Source organism: Nonomuraea sp. NPDC050556 (assembly GCF_044457355.1).
GTDB lineage: Bacteria > Actinomycetota > Actinomycetes > Streptosporangiales > Streptosporangiaceae > Nonomuraea.
Genome location: NZ_JBITGU010000001.1, coordinates 3,041,459 through 3,058,512 on the forward strand (window position 1 = coordinate 3,041,459; position 17,054 = coordinate 3,058,512).

Annotated in this window: 15 protein-coding genes; 3 read left to right on the plus strand and 12 right to left on the minus strand. The window is 66.3% G+C overall.

Annotated features, from left to right (window positions below; genetic code table 11):
- Positions 1-820 precede the first annotated feature (820 nt).
- The 11 genes from ACIBG8_RS14580 to ACIBG8_RS14630 all read right to left on the minus strand — a co-directional run bounded on the left by ACIBG8_RS14580 (position 821) and on the right by ACIBG8_RS14630 (position 11,129).
- On the minus strand, positions 821-1,675 hold the full coding sequence (locus ACIBG8_RS14580) for a WD40 repeat domain-containing protein (protein WP_397343193.1): 855 nt from the start codon (positions 1,673-1,675) through the stop codon (positions 821-823).
- Positions 1,672-2,625 (minus strand): WD40 repeat domain-containing protein, encoded by a 954-nt coding sequence (locus ACIBG8_RS14585; protein WP_397343194.1) that lies wholly within the window; start codon positions 2,623-2,625, stop codon positions 1,672-1,674. Before ACIBG8_RS14585 ends, ACIBG8_RS14580 begins: the two co-directional genes overlap by 4 nt.
- Before the next feature lie 83 nt (positions 2,626-2,708).
- Entirely contained in the window at positions 2,709-3,623 is a 915-nt protein-coding gene (locus ACIBG8_RS14590) for an IS982 family transposase (RefSeq protein ID WP_397343195.1), read from the minus strand.
- 69 nt (positions 3,624-3,692) lie between these two features.
- Complete coding sequence (locus tag ACIBG8_RS14595; RefSeq protein WP_397343196.1) at positions 3,693-4,289, minus strand: hypothetical protein; 597 nt, start codon at positions 4,287-4,289, stop codon at positions 3,693-3,695.
- A gap of 135 nt (positions 4,290-4,424) precedes the next feature.
- The gene (locus ACIBG8_RS14600; RefSeq protein ID WP_397343197.1) at positions 4,425-4,805 is read right to left on the minus strand and encodes a hypothetical protein; all 381 of its coding nucleotides are present in this window, start codon (positions 4,803-4,805) and stop codon (positions 4,425-4,427) included.
- On the minus strand, positions 4,798-5,406 hold the full coding sequence (locus tag ACIBG8_RS14605; protein ID WP_397343198.1) for a hypothetical protein: 609 nt from the start codon (positions 5,404-5,406) through the stop codon (positions 4,798-4,800). Before ACIBG8_RS14605 ends, ACIBG8_RS14600 begins: the two co-directional genes overlap by 8 nt.
- Positions 5,407-5,455: 49 nt before the next feature.
- A complete protein-coding gene (locus ACIBG8_RS14610; protein ID WP_397343199.1) occupies positions 5,456-6,733 on the minus strand; it encodes a CHAT domain-containing protein in 1,278 nt (425 codons plus the stop codon).
- 464 nt (positions 6,734-7,197) lie between these two features.
- Complete coding sequence (locus ACIBG8_RS14615; RefSeq protein WP_397343200.1) at positions 7,198-8,172, minus strand: glycoside hydrolase family 5 protein; 975 nt, start codon at positions 8,170-8,172, stop codon at positions 7,198-7,200.
- Complete coding sequence (locus tag ACIBG8_RS14620; protein WP_397343201.1) at positions 8,173-8,775, minus strand: PadR family transcriptional regulator; 603 nt, start codon at positions 8,773-8,775, stop codon at positions 8,173-8,175.
- A gap of 849 nt (positions 8,776-9,624) precedes the next feature.
- A complete protein-coding gene (locus tag ACIBG8_RS14625; RefSeq protein WP_397343202.1) occupies positions 9,625-10,164 on the minus strand; it encodes a recombinase family protein in 540 nt (179 codons plus the stop codon).
- A gap of 2 nt (positions 10,165-10,166) precedes the next feature.
- Positions 10,167-11,129 (minus strand): ArsR/SmtB family transcription factor, encoded by a 963-nt coding sequence (locus ACIBG8_RS14630; RefSeq protein WP_397343203.1) that lies wholly within the window; start codon positions 11,127-11,129, stop codon positions 10,167-10,169.
- A 1,850-nt stretch (positions 11,130-12,979) separates the two neighbouring features.
- Between ACIBG8_RS14630 and ACIBG8_RS14635 the strand changes: the two genes are divergently transcribed.
- Positions 12,980-14,647, plus strand: a complete 1,668-nt coding sequence (locus ACIBG8_RS14635) for a LamG-like jellyroll fold domain-containing protein (protein ID WP_397343204.1) — start codon at positions 12,980-12,982, stop codon at positions 14,645-14,647.
- 198 nt (positions 14,648-14,845) lie between these two features.
- Here the strand turns inward: ACIBG8_RS14635 and ACIBG8_RS14640 are convergent, their stop codons facing one another.
- Positions 14,846-15,142 (minus strand): hypothetical protein, encoded by a 297-nt coding sequence (locus tag ACIBG8_RS14640; protein ID WP_397343205.1) that lies wholly within the window; start codon positions 15,140-15,142, stop codon positions 14,846-14,848.
- Between the two features lie 110 nt (positions 15,143-15,252).
- On the opposite strand from ACIBG8_RS14640, the gene ACIBG8_RS14645 reads away from it, so the two are divergent.
- On the plus strand, positions 15,253-15,882 hold the full coding sequence (locus ACIBG8_RS14645; RefSeq protein ID WP_397343206.1) for a hypothetical protein: 630 nt from the start codon (positions 15,253-15,255) through the stop codon (positions 15,880-15,882).
- A 486-nt stretch (positions 15,883-16,368) separates the two neighbouring features.
- Positions 16,369-17,037: a hypothetical protein gene (locus ACIBG8_RS14650; protein WP_397343207.1), complete on the plus strand. Its 669-nt coding sequence runs from the start codon at positions 16,369-16,371 to the stop codon at positions 17,035-17,037.
- Positions 17,038-17,054: the final 17 nt, after the last annotated feature.

The window sequence follows — 17,054 nt, forward strand, 5'->3', positions numbered from 1 at the left end:
CACATGGAGTAGCCGATCGATCATCGCACCGCCGTCAGAGGGCGCACCACCCCCTGCTCGCAGCGAATCCCCAACTCAAGAACTGTTACTCACTGAACCTCGGGCTAAGATCAACTGCACATACAGCAGAGCTTTGATCTACGCGGCAAAGGCCCACTCGCCGCACACCCAACGAGCCTCGCGGCCCTGTCCGGCCGCCCGGGGAGCGGTTAGCCCGGCATCGATGTCCAGATCTGTACCCGCATGTGGCAGGTGATCAGTTGAAGGGCTTGATCTGAGAAGATCGCTGTGTGGTGAGGCCTGAAGTGTTGAGGTTCGTTGAGGCGGGTCCTCTTCCCGATGAGGACGCGGAGTTCGAAGAGATCGCCGAACGCGAACATCACCTTCATGGGATCTCCGCTCGGTATCTGCAGAGGAAGCCGCGCTGCTGGCCAGGCGCTTCGGGCCAGATGGCTGTTATGGAGGAGCTTGGATCGCTCCTGCATCCCATCGAGACAGCTCCAGTGCATCCGCTTCGTTCCGCTCCTGCGCAGGACGCTCCGCCGTGGCTCAGGAGACTTTGGGAACGTGTGCAGCCCGCAGGGTGCGTCCGTGCATCCCGCGCGCTCGGGCTGCGATCTCGCCGACGGGGTCCCTTCCTGACCGGGCGGAAAGGCCGATGGCCGAAGACTTACTCAGCATCAACTATCTGACCAGCACGAACGTCCGGCGAGACCTCTGTCGATTTCCGAAGTCCTCCGCGCGGATCTCCGAAGTGGTCTGCAATCGGCGTTCAGGCTCAGCTCAGCGTTTGAGGTACCTCGCACGTAGCGCCAGGCACTTAGCCGCAGCTGGGCTGGTGGGCGTAATCGGGAAAGTGGGTCTTCCAGTCGTTGAGGGTGAGGCCATGGGTGGCCCGGCGGCAGATGGCTGCTATAGCCGCGGTTGTGGTGAGGTCGTAGCGTTGGAAGGGGATGTTCGAGCCGGCTACGTACAGGGTGTCCTTGGTGATCTCCAGGGCGGCGACCAGGCCGCCTGGAGTGGTGAGGGGTGACCCGATGGGCTGCCGAGTAGCGGTATCCCAGAGGTATATCGCACCGTTGCGCGTGCCGACCGCGAGGATGCTCCCGTCGGCAGAGAAGGCCAGCGCGCTGACGGCGCCGGAGGAGCCCTGGTGGGTGAGGGTCAGTGTGCCGAGGTTGTGTCGGACGTCGCCGTCCCAGAGGGCGGTCTGTCCTGTGTAGCCTCCGACGGCAAGGGACCTGCCATCGGAGCTGAAGGCTAGCGCGGCGGCGGGGCCAGTGCCGTTCGCGCGCACGATCGGGGATCCTGCGGTGAGATCGGCGACGTTGCCTTGGGCGGTGACCAGGAGCCTTCCGGTAGGCCCCACGGCGAGTGCAAATCCGCTGATGCCGGGGGTGGAGGCGGTGATGACGTCGCGGCTCACGTCCCAGGTGGTGAGCGACTCAACCCGGGGGGCGGTTCCGTCTTGCGACATGCCGGTGAGTTGGAGCGTATGGGATTTCCGGTCGCAGGCCAGAGCGTGGATTCCTGAGGAGTCACCCGGGCCTGGAGGGAGGTGGGCTCTGTCGGTGATGCGTTGATGGGCAAGGTCCCAGACCTCGGCGGTGAACGCTCTAGCGTTGGTGTTGCCGTAGACCAGGGTTGCGCCGTCAGGGCTGAATGCCGCGATCACCCCGCAGCCCGGGAACTCCGCGAGCTTTGTGGGACAGGGGAAGCGTGCAGGTCCCGGGGCGGCTGGCCGGTCCTGCCGTCGCGCAGCTCGACTCGGTCGAGATAGGTGATGGCGAGTGTGGTCCCGCCGGGGCTGAAGGTCGCGGACTGGGCGCTTTCGTCTCGCCAGCCGGCGTTCATGATGGTGTTGAGCTGAAGGGTCCGGACGGTTGTCGGCCAGGTGGATGCGTTGGGCGGGCCGGCTAGGTAGCGGACCTGGTCGGTGTGTGGGTCGATTCTGACGTTGAAGGCGTGCTCATCGGTCAGAGAATGGCGAAATACGGGGCGGACGGTCTGACTGATCCGCCAGATGAGAAGCTCTTCGGCGTTGGCGGTGGCCAGGAAGCTACCGTCGGCGCTGAAGCCGATCTCGCTCACACCCGGCTCCCTGATGGCGGAGGATTCTTTGCCTGAGGACACGTCCCACACACGGATCTTGGTGTCTGTGGTCATCAGCAATCGTCGTCCGTCCGGGGTGAGGTGCAGCCGCTCTTCGACGCATTGCTGGGCAGTGAGAGTGGGCGCCCATGGCGTGGCTATTCGGCGGCCGGTCGCCAGGGCCCACAGTTGCACGGGCGCGCCGGGCACGCAGAGGGCCATGGTCGTGTCGTCGTCGCTGATCGTGGCATCCGGAGCGCGCATTTCGCCCTCGACGCGCCACGTGCTGTTTTCTCGCAGCAGCGCGTATGTGGACGTATACACCATTGGCCTGCGCGCGGCTGCCTTCTCCCTGGGGCGCCTACTTGCAGGATCCGTCGCCGGGTGGCGGGGTCCCACACGCACCCGGTAGTGGGAGCCGCTGGCTTGGTAGGTGATGAGGCGGCGGCCGCTCGAGGCAACCTCGACACCCTGATTGGCGCTATCCAACGGCGTCGGATCGAGGCGGCCGGACTTCACGTCCCACAAGGTCACCGTGGCGACACCTCGGCCATGGATGGGCAACCAGCGGGCGTCACCGTCGCCTAGATGATTGAGTCCAAGGGGTCTGGTTGCTATCAGTGGTCGAAGGCGGTGAGGGAGCGTTTCACCGGTTGTCCGGTCTTATCGTTGTGCCAGATCGCGGCGGTCAAGGCGAGGATGCGGGTCAGGACGCGGATGACGACCCCGGCGCGTGTACGGCCTGCGTGGCGTTCCAGGTCAAGCTGACCTTTGAAGGTCTGGTTGATGGACTCGATGGTTTGGCGTAGGGGCTTGAACAGCTGCGCTCCGGCCCATTCACGCTCACCCTTGCGGGCCGGGCGCAGCAGGGTCAGGTCACGCACGGTGACACCGTGCTCGAAGGCGCGGCCGTAGTAGTTCTTATCCGCGATGATCGTCTGATCCGGGTGGGTGGCCACCAAGGCGGGAGCGTCGTCGAACATCCCCAGCAAGACCTCGCGCTCATCGGCCTTGGCGCCGGTGAGCGCGAAGGCGATGGGCAGCCCACCCAGGGTGCACAGCAGATGCAGCCGCAGCCCCCAAAAGAAGCGTGAGTGACTGGCGCAGTAGCCGTACTCCGCCCACCCTGCCAGGTCGCTGCGCTTGGCTGTCTCCCGCGACCGGCCGCACTCCACCGGCGTGGAATCGACCACCCACACATCGTCGCTCCACAGCGAGGTGTCCATCGCCAAAATCCTGATCATGTGCAGGACCAGGCCGGATGCCTTGCGCAGCCGCTTGCCGTAGCCGGACTGCCCAGGCAGATACGGGAACATGCCGCCCAGCTCGGCGTGGGCATACCGTAGCCAGCGTCGCTCGGAGGTGAAGCCCAGCAACGCCGACATCACCGCCAGGGTGACCAGTTCGCCATCACTGAGCGTGGGCGCGATGCCCACCTTTGGACGCCAGGGAGCCAGATCCGGCGAAGCCCTCAACGCGTCATCGATCTTCACATAGATTGCGGTGGCGAGGGTGTTCAGGTTGTTCGTCACACAATGACCTTGGACGCCCTCGCCCTATTTCCGCAGGCGACCCTTGGACTCATTCATCTAGACGAAGTTCTAATGCGGGTCAGCATGCTGAGATCCGGGTGCCCGCATACGCTCGCCATCACTCACCGGCTGCCCGCCGTACTGCTCCGCGCGCTCCTGGTACGGCGGCGCCATGAACTGCTGCTGCGGCATCTCCCCGTAGCCCGTCTGCCCTCCGGGCGGCACCGGCCCACCCATGCGCCCCGCCATCGGCTGTCCTGTGGCCCGCCATCGCGATGGCAGGAACGACGCCACCAGGAACGCCACCCCGAGCATCAGCAAGATCCCCGAACGCGACAGCTCCAACAACCCACTGGCGAACGCCCCGGGTAGCGCCTCGAACGGCGAATCATCCCACCGGAGCAGCACCATCAACGGCCCCAGAACCCCCAGGACGCCGAAGGCCAGCCCCGCGATCAGCGAGGCCAGCGGCGACAGCCGCGACCCGGCCGTCAGCCCCACCAGAACCCCGGCCCCGGCCAGCACCGCCAGTCCTGCGAGCGAGGTGGAACCCTCATAGCCCGCACCGGCGATCGCATGCCACCCATAGGAGAGACCGGCGAGCATCGTGGGCGTCAGCACCAGCCCCGCCACCGCGCCGAGCCCATGCCGGACACCGTTTTCCATGAGATGTCACGCTACCCCCGACTTTGACCTTCGTGAAGGCTCCCCAAGCGACTCCACTTAGAACTTGCGCGTCGAGCAGTACGAGCCGTAGACCGGCGCGGCTGGGATCAGGGCTCCGAAAGTTGGCTGAGTGCCTCAGGAGTGCCCGTGGTGCAGGTCGGAAGCCGAGGCACCGTCGACCTTGTGGACCGGTGCAGCATCGTCGGGGGTTCCCACGATGCCGAGCTCGGCATCCTGCGCAAGGAGTGTCCGCCCCTGCTCGACGAGCTTTTGCACGCCGCTTCTCGTCTCGGAGATGCCCACCATGGTGGCGATCTTCTCGTAGGAGTAGCCGTCGCGGTGGAGGAGCGCGAGCGCTCGCGCCTTGTAGGCGGTGGCCGCTCGAGCGGCTGCGAGTAGCAGGGCGTTCTCGGCCGATGCGCGCGCGTACAGCTCCAACAGGTCGGTGAAGTCGGCCAGGTGGGCGGCGACGTCGGACGGTTCGGCCTCGTAGCCCAGGGTGCTGCGGTCAGGCATCTCGGTTCCTCCAGGAGATCACTTCGTTGCTGGCGATCTGGCGGCATGGGGTCCGGCGGCACCCGTAGTCGTAGCCGGTGCGTGTGGCGCAGTATTGCCCGGGGCAGGTCAGGCGCGTGTAGGGGTTGAGCGGTGTGCCTGCTGCCTGGGCGACGGCCACGATCACGGCGTCCACGTCCGGGAGGCGACGACGCCAGCCCTTCACCGTGGCCAGCGGCACACCGGCAAGGCGAGCGGCCCCTTTGAGATCCCAGCCGAGCGCCAGGTGGCGCAGCACGCCGAACAGTCGCTCGTGATCCACCCGCCAGGGGCGGCGGCCTGTCCATTGGACCCCGCCGGTCTGGAGCGCGTTGTTGACGCGGTCGTGGAGGCCGTCGTAGTCATGGCTTCGGTGGTAGCCAGCCTTGCTGCGCTGGAGGTTGAGGACCTCGGCGGCGAGGGTGATGGACATCCCTGCCTCGATCAACGTCACCAGCGGGTCATGCCAGGAGGCGTCCGGGGCGGGCCCACGCCACGGTGATACTCGGGCGGCCTCCGCCGAGCGGCGGAAGTCGGGATCTGCGCGGAGGTGGCTGTAGAGCGTGGGGCTGGTCGTCCCCACCAGCGTGACCTCTCCAGAACGGCGTGCCCTCCGACACCAGGCGCAGGAACTACTGGTGGCAGGAGGTGTCGGAAGGGGTGGGCATCTGCTCAGTGCAGGTCGAGGCCGTACGCCTCGACGACGTCGTCGGGAAGCTGGGCGAAGAGGTATGCGACGGCCTGGTAGTCGTCGTAGTCCCACGCCCCCAGCAGTTTGTCGTAGTCGATGCCGTGGGCCTGGGCCTTTGGTCGCGTAGGGCCAGGCGGACCCGTCCGGCGGTGACCGCGTCGGCCACCCGGTCCCCGGCGAACAGCCGCTCGTAGAAGGCGGTCATGAACTCCGCCGCGGCGACCGCGTACACGCTGTAGGCCATCGCCACCACCGAGGCCGCCCCGCCCTGCACCAGCCGGGTCGCCACCGCCGCTTCCACCTGCCCGCCGACCTGCCCGGACTGGCAGGCGTTCAACACCACCACCGGCACCCGCCCAGCCGCCAGCACCTGCGCCACCCGCTCGGCCGGCACCAGGTCGGGCTCGCCGCCGCTGGTCTCAAATGCCAGCATCCCGCGCGGAGCCGACCCGTGGAAGCGCAGCGGGTCCCATCCCGGAGCCGGGGCGTTTCCACCGCCGAATTTGCCGTGCCCGTCGAAGTGCACGATCTGGAACGGCTTGCCCGCCCTGACCGCCTCGTCCAGGACCTCCTGCAGCCGGTCCAGGGTGGGCGGCCGCAACACCAGCAGATCGACGTTGCCGCGGACCGCCTGCAGCCGCTCCAGCAGTGGCCGGGCGATCATCTGATAGCCCACATCACGCTCACCGGCCGGCCGGGAGATCACCATCAGCACCCGCAGCCGCGTCCCGCCAGCGGGGAAGGCCTCGGTCAAGTCGGCCGTTGGCAGGCTGCGAGTCAGCGCCACCTGATCCAGCACCAGCGGCAGGCCGCGCCCATGTTCACACATCAACTCCCACGGCAGCCCCAGCCGCTGCGCGGCCTTCGACTGCAAAACCACCTCAACCGGATGGCCCCGAGCCCGCACCGTCGCATACGCGGCCCGTACCGGCACCGAACCGAATATCGCCTCGAAAACGCTCTCGCCCCAGGCAGGCAGCTTGGCGGCGATATCGCTACCGCGGTCGGAATACACCGCGAACGGGTGGCGCAGGTAGTCCTCCAAATACCAGCGCAGATCCTCCAACGCCTGCTCATCCAGCGGCCATGCCACCTCTACCGGCTGCCCCACCGCCCTGGGGAACTGCTCAGCGGCCAGCCATATCGCCACCGACACCCGGCCATCAGCATCGATGTCCACCAGTAACCGATCAACCACCAGCCCCGCCCGCCATTCCACAACGAGACACAAGCCGCCCCCACGAGCACCGCACCCGCAGGCTAGACACGCCATCCACCGCTGGCACCCCAGCGACATGGAACCGCAACCAAATGGCCGCCACCAGACACCAACAATCTGCCGATATCACGCATAAGGCTCATTACGAGTGGACCCACGCTTCTGGAGCCCAGAAACCGAATTCCGATCGCCTGCCTGGCCGCGCTGGACGCGTTCGAGGCGATCCTCACCGGATGGGCGTCAGCCCACCAATCTCGGCCTCCACCTCGCCGCCGCCCTCTACCGCCCATTGCTGCCGACGCTTCGCCCCCTCAGCGCGTGTGCAGACGACTTCTGACAGCGGTGCATGCGTCTTCTGAAATCGACACCTATCACGGCGATCACTTCTGGATTCTGTCTTAGAACCCGCGTCCGGAAACTACGAATCAAAACCGCGCCCCACGGCCGTTTCGAGAGGACGTTGATCAGCGTTGCCGACCGAGGCCAAGGGCCTCAAGCAGTGCTGGATCCCACATGCCCACACTCTCGTCGTACAGGGCGAAGGTCGGTCCGAAAGACCAGTAACCCCAGGAGAAGCCGAGCTCTTCGGTCAGTTGCCGGTTGAAGGAAGCCCAGCGGGCGCGTGAGCCTGGGTCGGCGTTGTTGGACGAGCCGAACTCGCCGATGAAGATTGGCCTGTCGTGTACGCGTGCCCACTCGGCCAGGCCGGCGAAGGCATCGGACAGCACGGAGCGTTCCTCGTGGCTGCCTTGCCAGGTCGTGCCCAGCCAGGAGACGGGGTCGCCGAGCGGGGTGTCGGTACCGAGCCAGGTTTCGCCCTGCATGGTGAACGTGGTCGGCCAGTACTGGTGGACCGTAACGATCAGGTTGCGGTCCTCCTCTGGCAGGTGGAGGTCGGGCAGGCGCCGCATGTTGTTGTAGGAGGCCGGGCCGATGATCACCGCCCGGGCGGGGTCGGCCTCGCGCAAGGCGGTGAGGATCTGCCGCAGGTAGTTGTTCCAGAGGGGGTCGAGAGGGCCGCGGGGTTCGGCTAGAGGTTCGAGCATCACCTGGGCGGGGCGGCCGGAGAAGCGCCCGGCGACCTGGTGGGTGGTGGAGAGCAGCCGGTCGAGGTGGCGGGGTGGGTCGGCGTGCAGTTCCGGGTCTTGCAGGTTGTTCAGCACGACGCTCAATCCGCGTTCGACCGCCTGGTCGAGGAGGAGGTCGACGCGGTCCAGGACCTCCGGCTCCACGAGGAACTGTCCCCGGGACTCGGTCGTGTGCGCGGCCCAGCACGTCGCCAGCCGGATGGCGGAGAAGCCGGCCTCCCGGCACAGGTCGAGATGGCGCGGACCGACCGGGACGGTCCATCCCCGTTCCAACTCGGCGTCGAAGTCGGCGCCGATGTTGATCGTGCGGGCCAGGAGGCGGTTGGTCTCGTGAATGGAGGGAGTGTTCATTTACCTGATGTCCTTCTTCGGGGACTCGGAGCCGGGCCAGTGCGTGGCCGGGTCGCGGAGTTGGGTGGTGAAGGCGCGTAGCCAGTCGAGTTCGGCGCGGTGCAGGGCCAGGGGGAAGGTGTGGTCGGCGAGGAACACCGGCCTGACCCCGTTTCGGGCGGCGGCGTTGAGCTCCTGGTCGGTCTCGTCGATGTGTTGCTCCATTCGGTTGGCCCGGCGTTCGAGCAGGGTGATCACCTCGGTTCGGGGCAAGGCGAACATGAACATCAGTGCGACCGTGAAGCCGGCGGTATCGCCTTCGGGACTGTCGAGCAACTCGCGAAGCCAGTCTCGTAGCTTCGCGCCCCCTGCCTCCGTGATGTGGTAGACGGTCCGCTCGGGACGGGCGCCGTCGCGAACCGTCTCACCTTCGGTGATCAGGCCCGCACCGGCCAGGCGGGGCAGGGCGTCGTAGAACGACGCGTTCTTGATCTTCAGGGTGCGGTCGTGGCCGCGTTCGCGCATCTGCAGGCGCATGTCGTAGACGTGACGTGGGTGCTCGGCCAGCAGGCCGAGCACGGCCACGGTCATGGGGGTACGCAACGGGCGTGGCGGCATCGACATCCCCATCAATGGTCGAATTCGACTAGACGAACTAGACTATAGCGGAGTCGTGGAGCTGGCTCCCAAGGCCCGCCACAAGTGCGCAGCCGGAAGGTCGGCGAAGGCGGTCGCCCCGGAACTCAGCCGGGCTGGAGATCGAGTCCGCGCGGAGTTCGCCGGCTCGGTGACGTGGGCCGGCGCGCGCCACCTCCAAGGGTGGCGCTATCGAGTACGTGCGCTGTGGGACGCCGACGGTTGCTGCCCCGTCTGCTGGCTGGTGGCACCGCCGGTCCGGTGTTTCGGGCCGACCCAGCGCGTGCCCACGTCCGGATTTTGCGCCCGCGGCCATCAGGATCTGCATGTTGGCGGCCCACCAGGGGCATGCGCCAGTTGCACCTGGATTCCGGGACTGCGCGCCCTGCCCGGCTTCACGACCATCTGGCAGCATGTTCAGCCCTACGGTGAGGTACGGCTCGATGTGGCGAAGCGGCCGTCTCTCGGCGAGAACGCCGGTCCAGTCCATACAGGCGATCAGGCGTAGATCACAGCTTGGCGGTGTCAGTCCCGTCGACCTGGTCGGATCCGGGTGTGCGGTACCCGAACCGGAATGGCGCACTGCGGGCCGTCTGCACCCCGGCCTGGTCGGCCGCGAATCGATCGCACAGGTCGGCTTCGCCGACCATCTAGGAGTGTCCTGAAGATCTTGGCGGTCTGGCCAGGCTGAGGTGCGGGGTTCAGACTCAGGTCATGATGGGTCGTCGGAGGGTCCCGACCGGGCCCTCGACCGGAACGCGGGCTCGGACAGTGCAGCGCACGCGCAGGTCATGAGCGTCGGACATCGGTCGATCCTTTCGAGGTCGGGCGCGCGCATCAGCTTTCGGCGGGTTCACTCTCCGAGCGGGCGGCCGCGAGGGTGTTGTGGACGACGCCGATGGAGACGCCGACTCCGGCGGCGATGGTGCGGATGGTCTCCCCGCGCTTGCGGCGGGCGAGGATGACGGCGAGCTTGTCGTCGTCGACCACGGGGCAGCGGCCGCCGACCTTGCCGCGGGCGCGGGCGGCCTCCAGGCCGTTGCGGGTTTTGCGCACGATGTCGCGTCGGCGGTCTTCGGCCAGAGCGAGGGCCAGGTCGATGATTAGTGAGCGTTCGGTGTGCTCGCCGGCCGCGATGCCCTCGAGCACCTTGACGCCGACGCCGCGCTGGTACAGGTCGTTGAGAACGATCAGTCCTTCGAGGAGGTTGCGGCCGAGCCGGTCGACCTCCTGGACGGTCAGCAGGTCGCCGTCGCGGATGTAGTCCAGGACGCGTTGGAGGTCGGGCCGGTCCTCGGTGGCGAGTCTAACGAATGGGCAGAAGTCGTTATGACGAGCACGAGGCCCGCGGGCCGGAGCTGTTCGGTTTGCGCACATGCTCAAGCTTGGATTGCTCGCCCTGGGTGCGAGCTGTGGCTGCTCTCCAGCAGGGCGTAGCCGAGCGGGGTGAGGGTGTGGAGGACTTGCTTGCCGTGGCGGCTGCTGGTGGTGAGGCCGGCTTCGCGCAGGATGGTCAGGTGCTGGCTGGCTGAGGGGATGGAGATGCCGGTACGGCGGGCCAACTGGGTGGTGTTGTATCCCTGCCCTTCGGTGAGGCAGTGCAGGACTGTGGTACGTGTGGCACCCAGTAGGGCCGTCAGCCGCTCACCGCGTGTCGCCGGCTGGGCCGGATTCGGTGGTGCGGCCCAGCCGAGTTGGTGCTCAACAGGGAGCACGAGGACCGGGGGGAGCTCGGGGTCGCGCAGGGTCAGCGGGTCGGGCCAGCAGAAGAAGGACGAGCGCACCAGCAGGCCACGCCCGTCCAACTGAACGTCGCGATCGGGCACGCGAGACGAGGAGTAGTCGATGGTCAAGACGGGAGGCTCCCACCGGATACGGGGATGCAGCGTGGCCAGGAGGCGGTCAACGCCCCCGCTCGCCAGCGCGCTGACGCGTATGGCCCGGTCGGCGCCGACCTGCACGCTGACCCGCTCCTGATAGGGGGCGATCGCGGTGTGGTGAAAGGCCCGCAGCTCCTGCTCCAACTGGCCCAGGGCAGCGCGGTCACCTTCAGCCAGTGGGCGGGCCCAACCAGGCAGCCGCCGTTCAGCATCCAGCCGTCCCATGTCGATCCGCAGCCGTTCCCGCGAGGTCGCCAGCACCGCATCGATGCCCTCCTCCAGGTCGCCGGTACTACGGGTGGGAGTGAGGAAGTCGGCCATGTATCCACGCGGCGGAGCCAGCCGCCGCAGCATCGGGAATTCCTGTGTGGCTCGCCGACCCGTGCCGCGCCGCCAGGTGTCGAACAACCAGCCGCCATCGCTGCTGCTCAGCAAGCTGGCGCCCGAAAGGATTTCCCACATGGGATCAAGGCCATCGGCCAGCCGTACCCGCCTCAGGTCATCGGCTGTGAAGTGAATCCGTTGCATCCCCACCCCCGGGCCATGATCCCAGGGCGGGAGTCGAGGGCGCTATCCCGCCAACAATCCAACCGAAAGCATCTATTTGGCTGTAATCAAAAGGTGTTCACCGCACCCGCCCAAGCGGGTTAGTCTCCGACCGGCTCGCCGGCGATCCGCGCGATAGCCATCAGAACATCGTCGTCAGGTGAAGGTCCTGTTCCAGCCTGTGGGAGAAGCCTCTTGCCACGGACTCCATAGTCTGCTCAGCCATCCGTCGATCGGGCGGACGAAGCTCGTTGCCGTCGCGGATGACGCGCTGCTGACCGCAGCGTGCGGCGCCCGACGGCAGCCAACTCGGTAACCTCCACGGCCGACTTGTGTGGGGGCGGCAGCGAGCATCAGTTGCCCCCAGTGTGCTTCCCCTCGTGGCCGAGACATTTCTGAGCTGCATCCGGGATCATAGGCCGATCGTCGGCCTGTACATAAGAAACGGAGAATCCCATGAACGTGAGATCGCTTTTTCGGCGTATATCCATCGGCTCGATCCTAGTGCTCCTACCTCCTCTGTTTTTATTCGGGACAGCGCGTACCGCACATGCGGGCACAGAGATGTGTCCGTCCAAGTATTACTGCCTATGGGAGGGCAGTAATGCCACCTGGCAGATGGATGCGCTGCCGAGCGGCCAATACTATAATCCATCGATTACGGCAGCCTATTCTTGGAATAACACCAATATTAACTATTGCCTCTATGATTCCGGCAGGGTTGCCGGACTCATGCTTGCCCATACGGGAGGGCCAATAGATGGCAGAGGGGTCAACTGGGTTGGGCCCTGCAGTACACCCCCAGACTCAGAGTATTGGATGGGGCTTGGTTATGCGGCATGCCCGTCGAACTACTACTGTGCATTTGGCGCTAACGACGGAAAATTCGTTATGCATGCAACCCCGCAAAGGTATTCTATAAAGTATTACGAGGGGCCATGGAGTTCTAACAATAGAACCAACATCAACTACTGTCTTTTCAATGCAAAACGTATGGTAGGGCTAATGAAAGCCCACACGTTGGGCAATGTAAGTAGTGCCACAAACAATTCCTATTGGGGTGAACCTTGCTGAGCTATTGGAAATCCCCAGGCGACGCGTTGAGAACTCTTGGGCCGATCTGCAGAGGTTAGGCGGCGGAAAGTACGGCAGCTTTCGCCAACAGGGATCGAACCCTTCCAGTTGGCGGCCCGAGAAGCTGCGGGAACCACGGCTAATACGCCGACATCACCCAGCTTCCTCTGCGACCGTGAGCCCAGCTTCTCCCTCCTCACCCGCTGATTCCCAGCCAGAGATCCTCAAACCAAGACTGGCCCGTTGCACTCCCTACGGCTCTCCCTGAGCCGGACGAGCCCGCCAGGTGGGTCCCCAGGCGAACAACTGTTCGATTGCTCTCCCCGTATTCTGCCAATCCTTCACCGTAGCCGCCGCCATCGTTCTGCGTCCCTGCCGAGCCTTCGAAGCCAGCCACGAGGCGAGCTGGCGAAGAACGCTGCGAGAGGGCGCAGAGCGCGGCAGGTCTCGACGATGATCGAGTCAAATGCCGTGTTATGTCGTGTCCCTTACGAGCCCCTTACCGCCAGGATTCTGGCAGAAATCGACAACTGAACAACCGTGGGCCTTGATGACGCGATGCGTTGTGACAAATCGCCCGGTGTGTGAACGAAGCACCAGCAGATGGGCCCAATGCGACTTAAGGGTTATGAGTTACTACAGTGATGCGACGAAGATCAGGAGGTCTTCGCCACGGTCTTGGGAGGAAAGCCATGCGCGGTTTATCGCGCGTCTGCGGCATGCTCGCGGCAACGGTTCTGGCGGCCGGCGCGCTGACGGCTCCGGCCTTCGCGTCCAGCGGTCTCGACGGGCTCGTGGCGGCGTACGGACTCGACGAGGGCGCGGGCTCGACGCTTCACGACGCCTCGGGCCTGGGCAACCACGCCGAGGAGGCCGCCATCGACTGGGGCGCGGGACGGTACGGCAGGGCCGCCCTGCTGGACGGGGAATCCGGCTGGATCCTGCCTGACTCTCCGTCATTGCGCCTGACGACGGCCATGACGCTGGAGGCGTGGGTCAAACTCACCGACGTACGCCCCGACCAGAGCGTCTTCTACAACACCGACTTCTCCACCGGCGACTTCGGCATGTCCGCCGACAGCGAGGGTCGGGCGACGACGAGCCTCTGGTCGACCGATGTCGCCTACGTGTCCGCCCAGAGCCGCGCCCTGCCCATCGGTCGCTGGGCTCACCTCGCGGCCACCTATGACGGGAACGTGCTGCGCCTGTTCATCGACGGCGAGCAGGCCGCCCAAGACAGCGCCCCCGGCCTGAGGCTGGCGCCTGGGAGTTTCCAGATCGGCGTCGGGCTGGAGGGCCTGCTGGATGAGATGCGCATCTACGACCGCGCCCTGAGCCCTGCGCAGATCGCGGCCGACATGCGCACACCCGTGAACGCCGGATCCCTGCCCGCGGACACCCCCCCGTCCACTCCCGACGTACCAAGGGCCACCGCGTCCGCAGGCCGGGCCACGCTCTCCTGGGCGGCCGCCACCGACGATCGCGGCTACCTCGCCTACCAGGTGCACCGCTCCACGGACTCCGGCTTCACACCAGGCACCGCAACCTACCGGGCCACGGTGGAATCCCTGGAGTACTCCGAACCCATCGAGGCCGGGACATACTTCTACAAAGTGGTCGCGCTCGACAACGGCGGCCTAGCCAGCGCCGCCTCGGAGCAGGCCAGCGTGAGCGCCAGCGCGACGCCATCCCCGACCTCCGCGCTCGCCGCCGCCTTCGGCCTGGAGGAGAGCGGCGGGTACCCCGTCGACTCCTCGCACCACAGCCAGACCTCCCTCCCGGGCTGCGAGTGGAGGACGGACGGCAGGCACGGGCGGGGCATGGCCTTCGTCTACCTCTTCCCGCCCAAACCGCAGTGCGGCGTCAGCGTCGAACCAAGCGACCTGCCCATCGGCACCAGCCTGACCTTCAGCGCCTGGCTCAGACCGAACGCCAGCCACTATGAGACGGCCGTCCTGAAGCTGGAGTCGTCCACATGGGGGGCGGCCACCATCACCGCCCCCCTGGCGATCTACCAGACCGAGACCGGCTTCCGGATCTGGGTGAACAATCGCGTGATCGAGCCCACGATGACGCCCGCGAGCGTCTGGACCCACCTGGCCGTCACCGTCGATGGCGGCATCGCCCGCATCTTCGTCAACGGTATCGAAGCCGCCAGCCTGGAGGGCGTTGGCGACGTAGGCGCCCACACCAACAACCGCTACGTTTTTGGCGGGCAGAACAACACCTCCTACGACGGCGCCGTCGACGAGGTTCGCCTGTACACCGCGGCTCTAGACGCCGGCCAGATCCGGCACGACATGAACACCCCGATCGTGACCGCGGCTACGACAACCACGCTTCAGACCGCACGCAATTGATCGACCACGTGGCCAGATAGTGCCGATGGAACCCAGCCACCCACCCACCGATCAAAACCACACGCCGATCCCTTGCGTGTCTGTACGGCGGGTTGTCAGCTAGGGTCAGATGCCCTCATGAAGTTACGGTTGCTATCGGATGACGAGAGCCGCAGGATCACCCTCGCGGCCGATGTCTTGGTGGGCCTCGCGCGGATACTAATCCGTGTCGGGCCAGCTCGATCGCCAGACCGCCTTCTCCGTGATCCGCGTCAGCCACGCGGTGCGGTCGCCTCCCTGTCTCTCATGGTCAGCCAACAGGTTGGCGACGAACGCCATTGCACAGACGAGGTCCCTCCACTCCTGGTCGTCGACGTCGTCCATCTCGTCGAATACCTTCACCGCTTCGCTCAGATTGTCAGGCTGCGGTCGGTCTCCCCAGGCTGTGAGGATCTGGGCGGCACGGCGAACCGCGATGTCACGTCCATGCTGTCCTGGAGGGAACTGCTCATCCACGGGGATCCATCTTGGAGTGTCGAGTAGGAATCGATCCTGTCAGCACAAGGCTTGAGCCGCGATGTTCCCCGGCCAACGCGCCGGTCAACCACTCAACGCCGACACTCTTCTTGCTGCCCTGCCCGGGAATCCGCACCTTTCAGGCCAGCCTCCTGACTCTGTACCTGGTCGCGATCGAGATCGGCCGGGCCCGCGGCCACCTCGGGGACGGAGAAGCCGACGACGTCGGCGCCGAACTCGCCGCGGTGGCCGACTCCGTGGCGGCGACCACCGACCTGGTACGGCGCAGCTGCGCCCGGGTCGCCGAGCAGGTGGCCAATGCCCCGGTGATGCTGGCTTTGGGCAGCGGTCCGGGGTACGGCAGCGCCCAGTTCACCGCGGCCAAGCTCGTGGAGGCGGCCGGAGTGTTCGCCGCCGCGCAGGATATGGAGGAGTGGGGGCACGTGGAGGTGCTGGCCCGCCCGCTGAACATGCCGACCGTGGTGTTCGCGGCGCCGGGCCGTACCCGGCAGCGGGCGCTGGCCGTGGCGCGGCGGGCTCGAGCGCTCGGCCGTACTGTCGTGGCCGTCGGCCAGGACGGCGACGACGAGCTCGCGGCGGCCGCCGGGACTCTGCTGCCCGTGGCCGGCGGGGTGCGTGAGGAGTTCTCACCGCTGCTGGCGCAGGTGGTGGCCGGGTACCTGGCCGCCGAGGTCGCAGGCCTGCTGGGGCAGGTGCCGTTCTCCACCAACCAGCCCTGACCGCGAGGGCCGAGCATGATCCATCCTCCGCCCGGGAGCCTCCTACCAGGGTAGCGTTCACGCTCGTGAGCACCGCCTGCCGGCCAGGGCAACGCCGAGACCGACGCCTGCGCCGAGGACCGTACCGAAGCCGACGACCTGGTTGGCGCCCTCGGAGCCTGCCGTCGCCAGCTCGCCAACTACGGCTGTGGAGGCCCGTCCGCGTGGCGAATGTGGATGCGCCGACGGGCTGCTCGATTCTTACCTTCTCAGCGGCTGTAAGCGGGCATGTTAGTGGACAGAACGCGCCCGTGTGTCTGGCAATGCTGCCTGCACCGGCTTTGGATCTGAGTTGTGGATCATGATCAGCCCGACGAACGGTGGACCGGGGTGGCCAGGACCTGGTCGATGGCTTGGGGTCGCGCGCCACAGGCGTCGTGCCGCCCGCAACGTACACATCGTGCCGACTTCATCACAATATGTAGCATCAGGCGGCACAATGGAACCATGACGCTTCCCCCTCAAGGCATCGCCGGGGCAGTTCCGGCCCCCGCCAGCGTCATCGACGAGATCACCTCCTCGCCTTGGGGCTTGGAGAACTTCGTCGAAGCGGACCTGGAACCGTCCATGACCGTGGACGAGCAGGCGGTCGCCGTCCTCGCCGATGTCTTGGATGTTCGGCACCGCTTGGGGGACGAAGGGGTCGTCCTCGAGGGTGGAGTCCCCATGCAGGAAGCGGCGGCAGGGGCCGCGCGGCTCACGCTCAGGGAGCGCGGCATTCCTGGACATCGCTCGGCATGGTGGACGGTTCCGGCCAAGGTGGCCGCAGAACTTGCCGTGCACCTCGACCGGCACGATTCCAAGCCCCATCACCTCGGGTGGGATGCCTGGCTCGCCGAGGTGATCACCCAACGGCGGCTGGCACTGCTGGTCATCTCCGAGGTTCAGCGTGTGCTGACAGGAAAAGGCTCGCGCTCCGTTCACCGAACATGGCACTGGCTGATCAGACAACACCCACAGATGACGCTGATTCTCATCGGCGATCACCTGCTCCCCCGGCTGCTGGCCGGAGCGGCCCAGGACGAGCTGAGGCCCTACGTCAGAACAATCTCTTGGCGGAGCCTTACTGGTGAGTGGGGTAGCAACTACTTCCGGCCGCCGTCCTCGTCACCGTGACGTGACCGGTGCGCCGG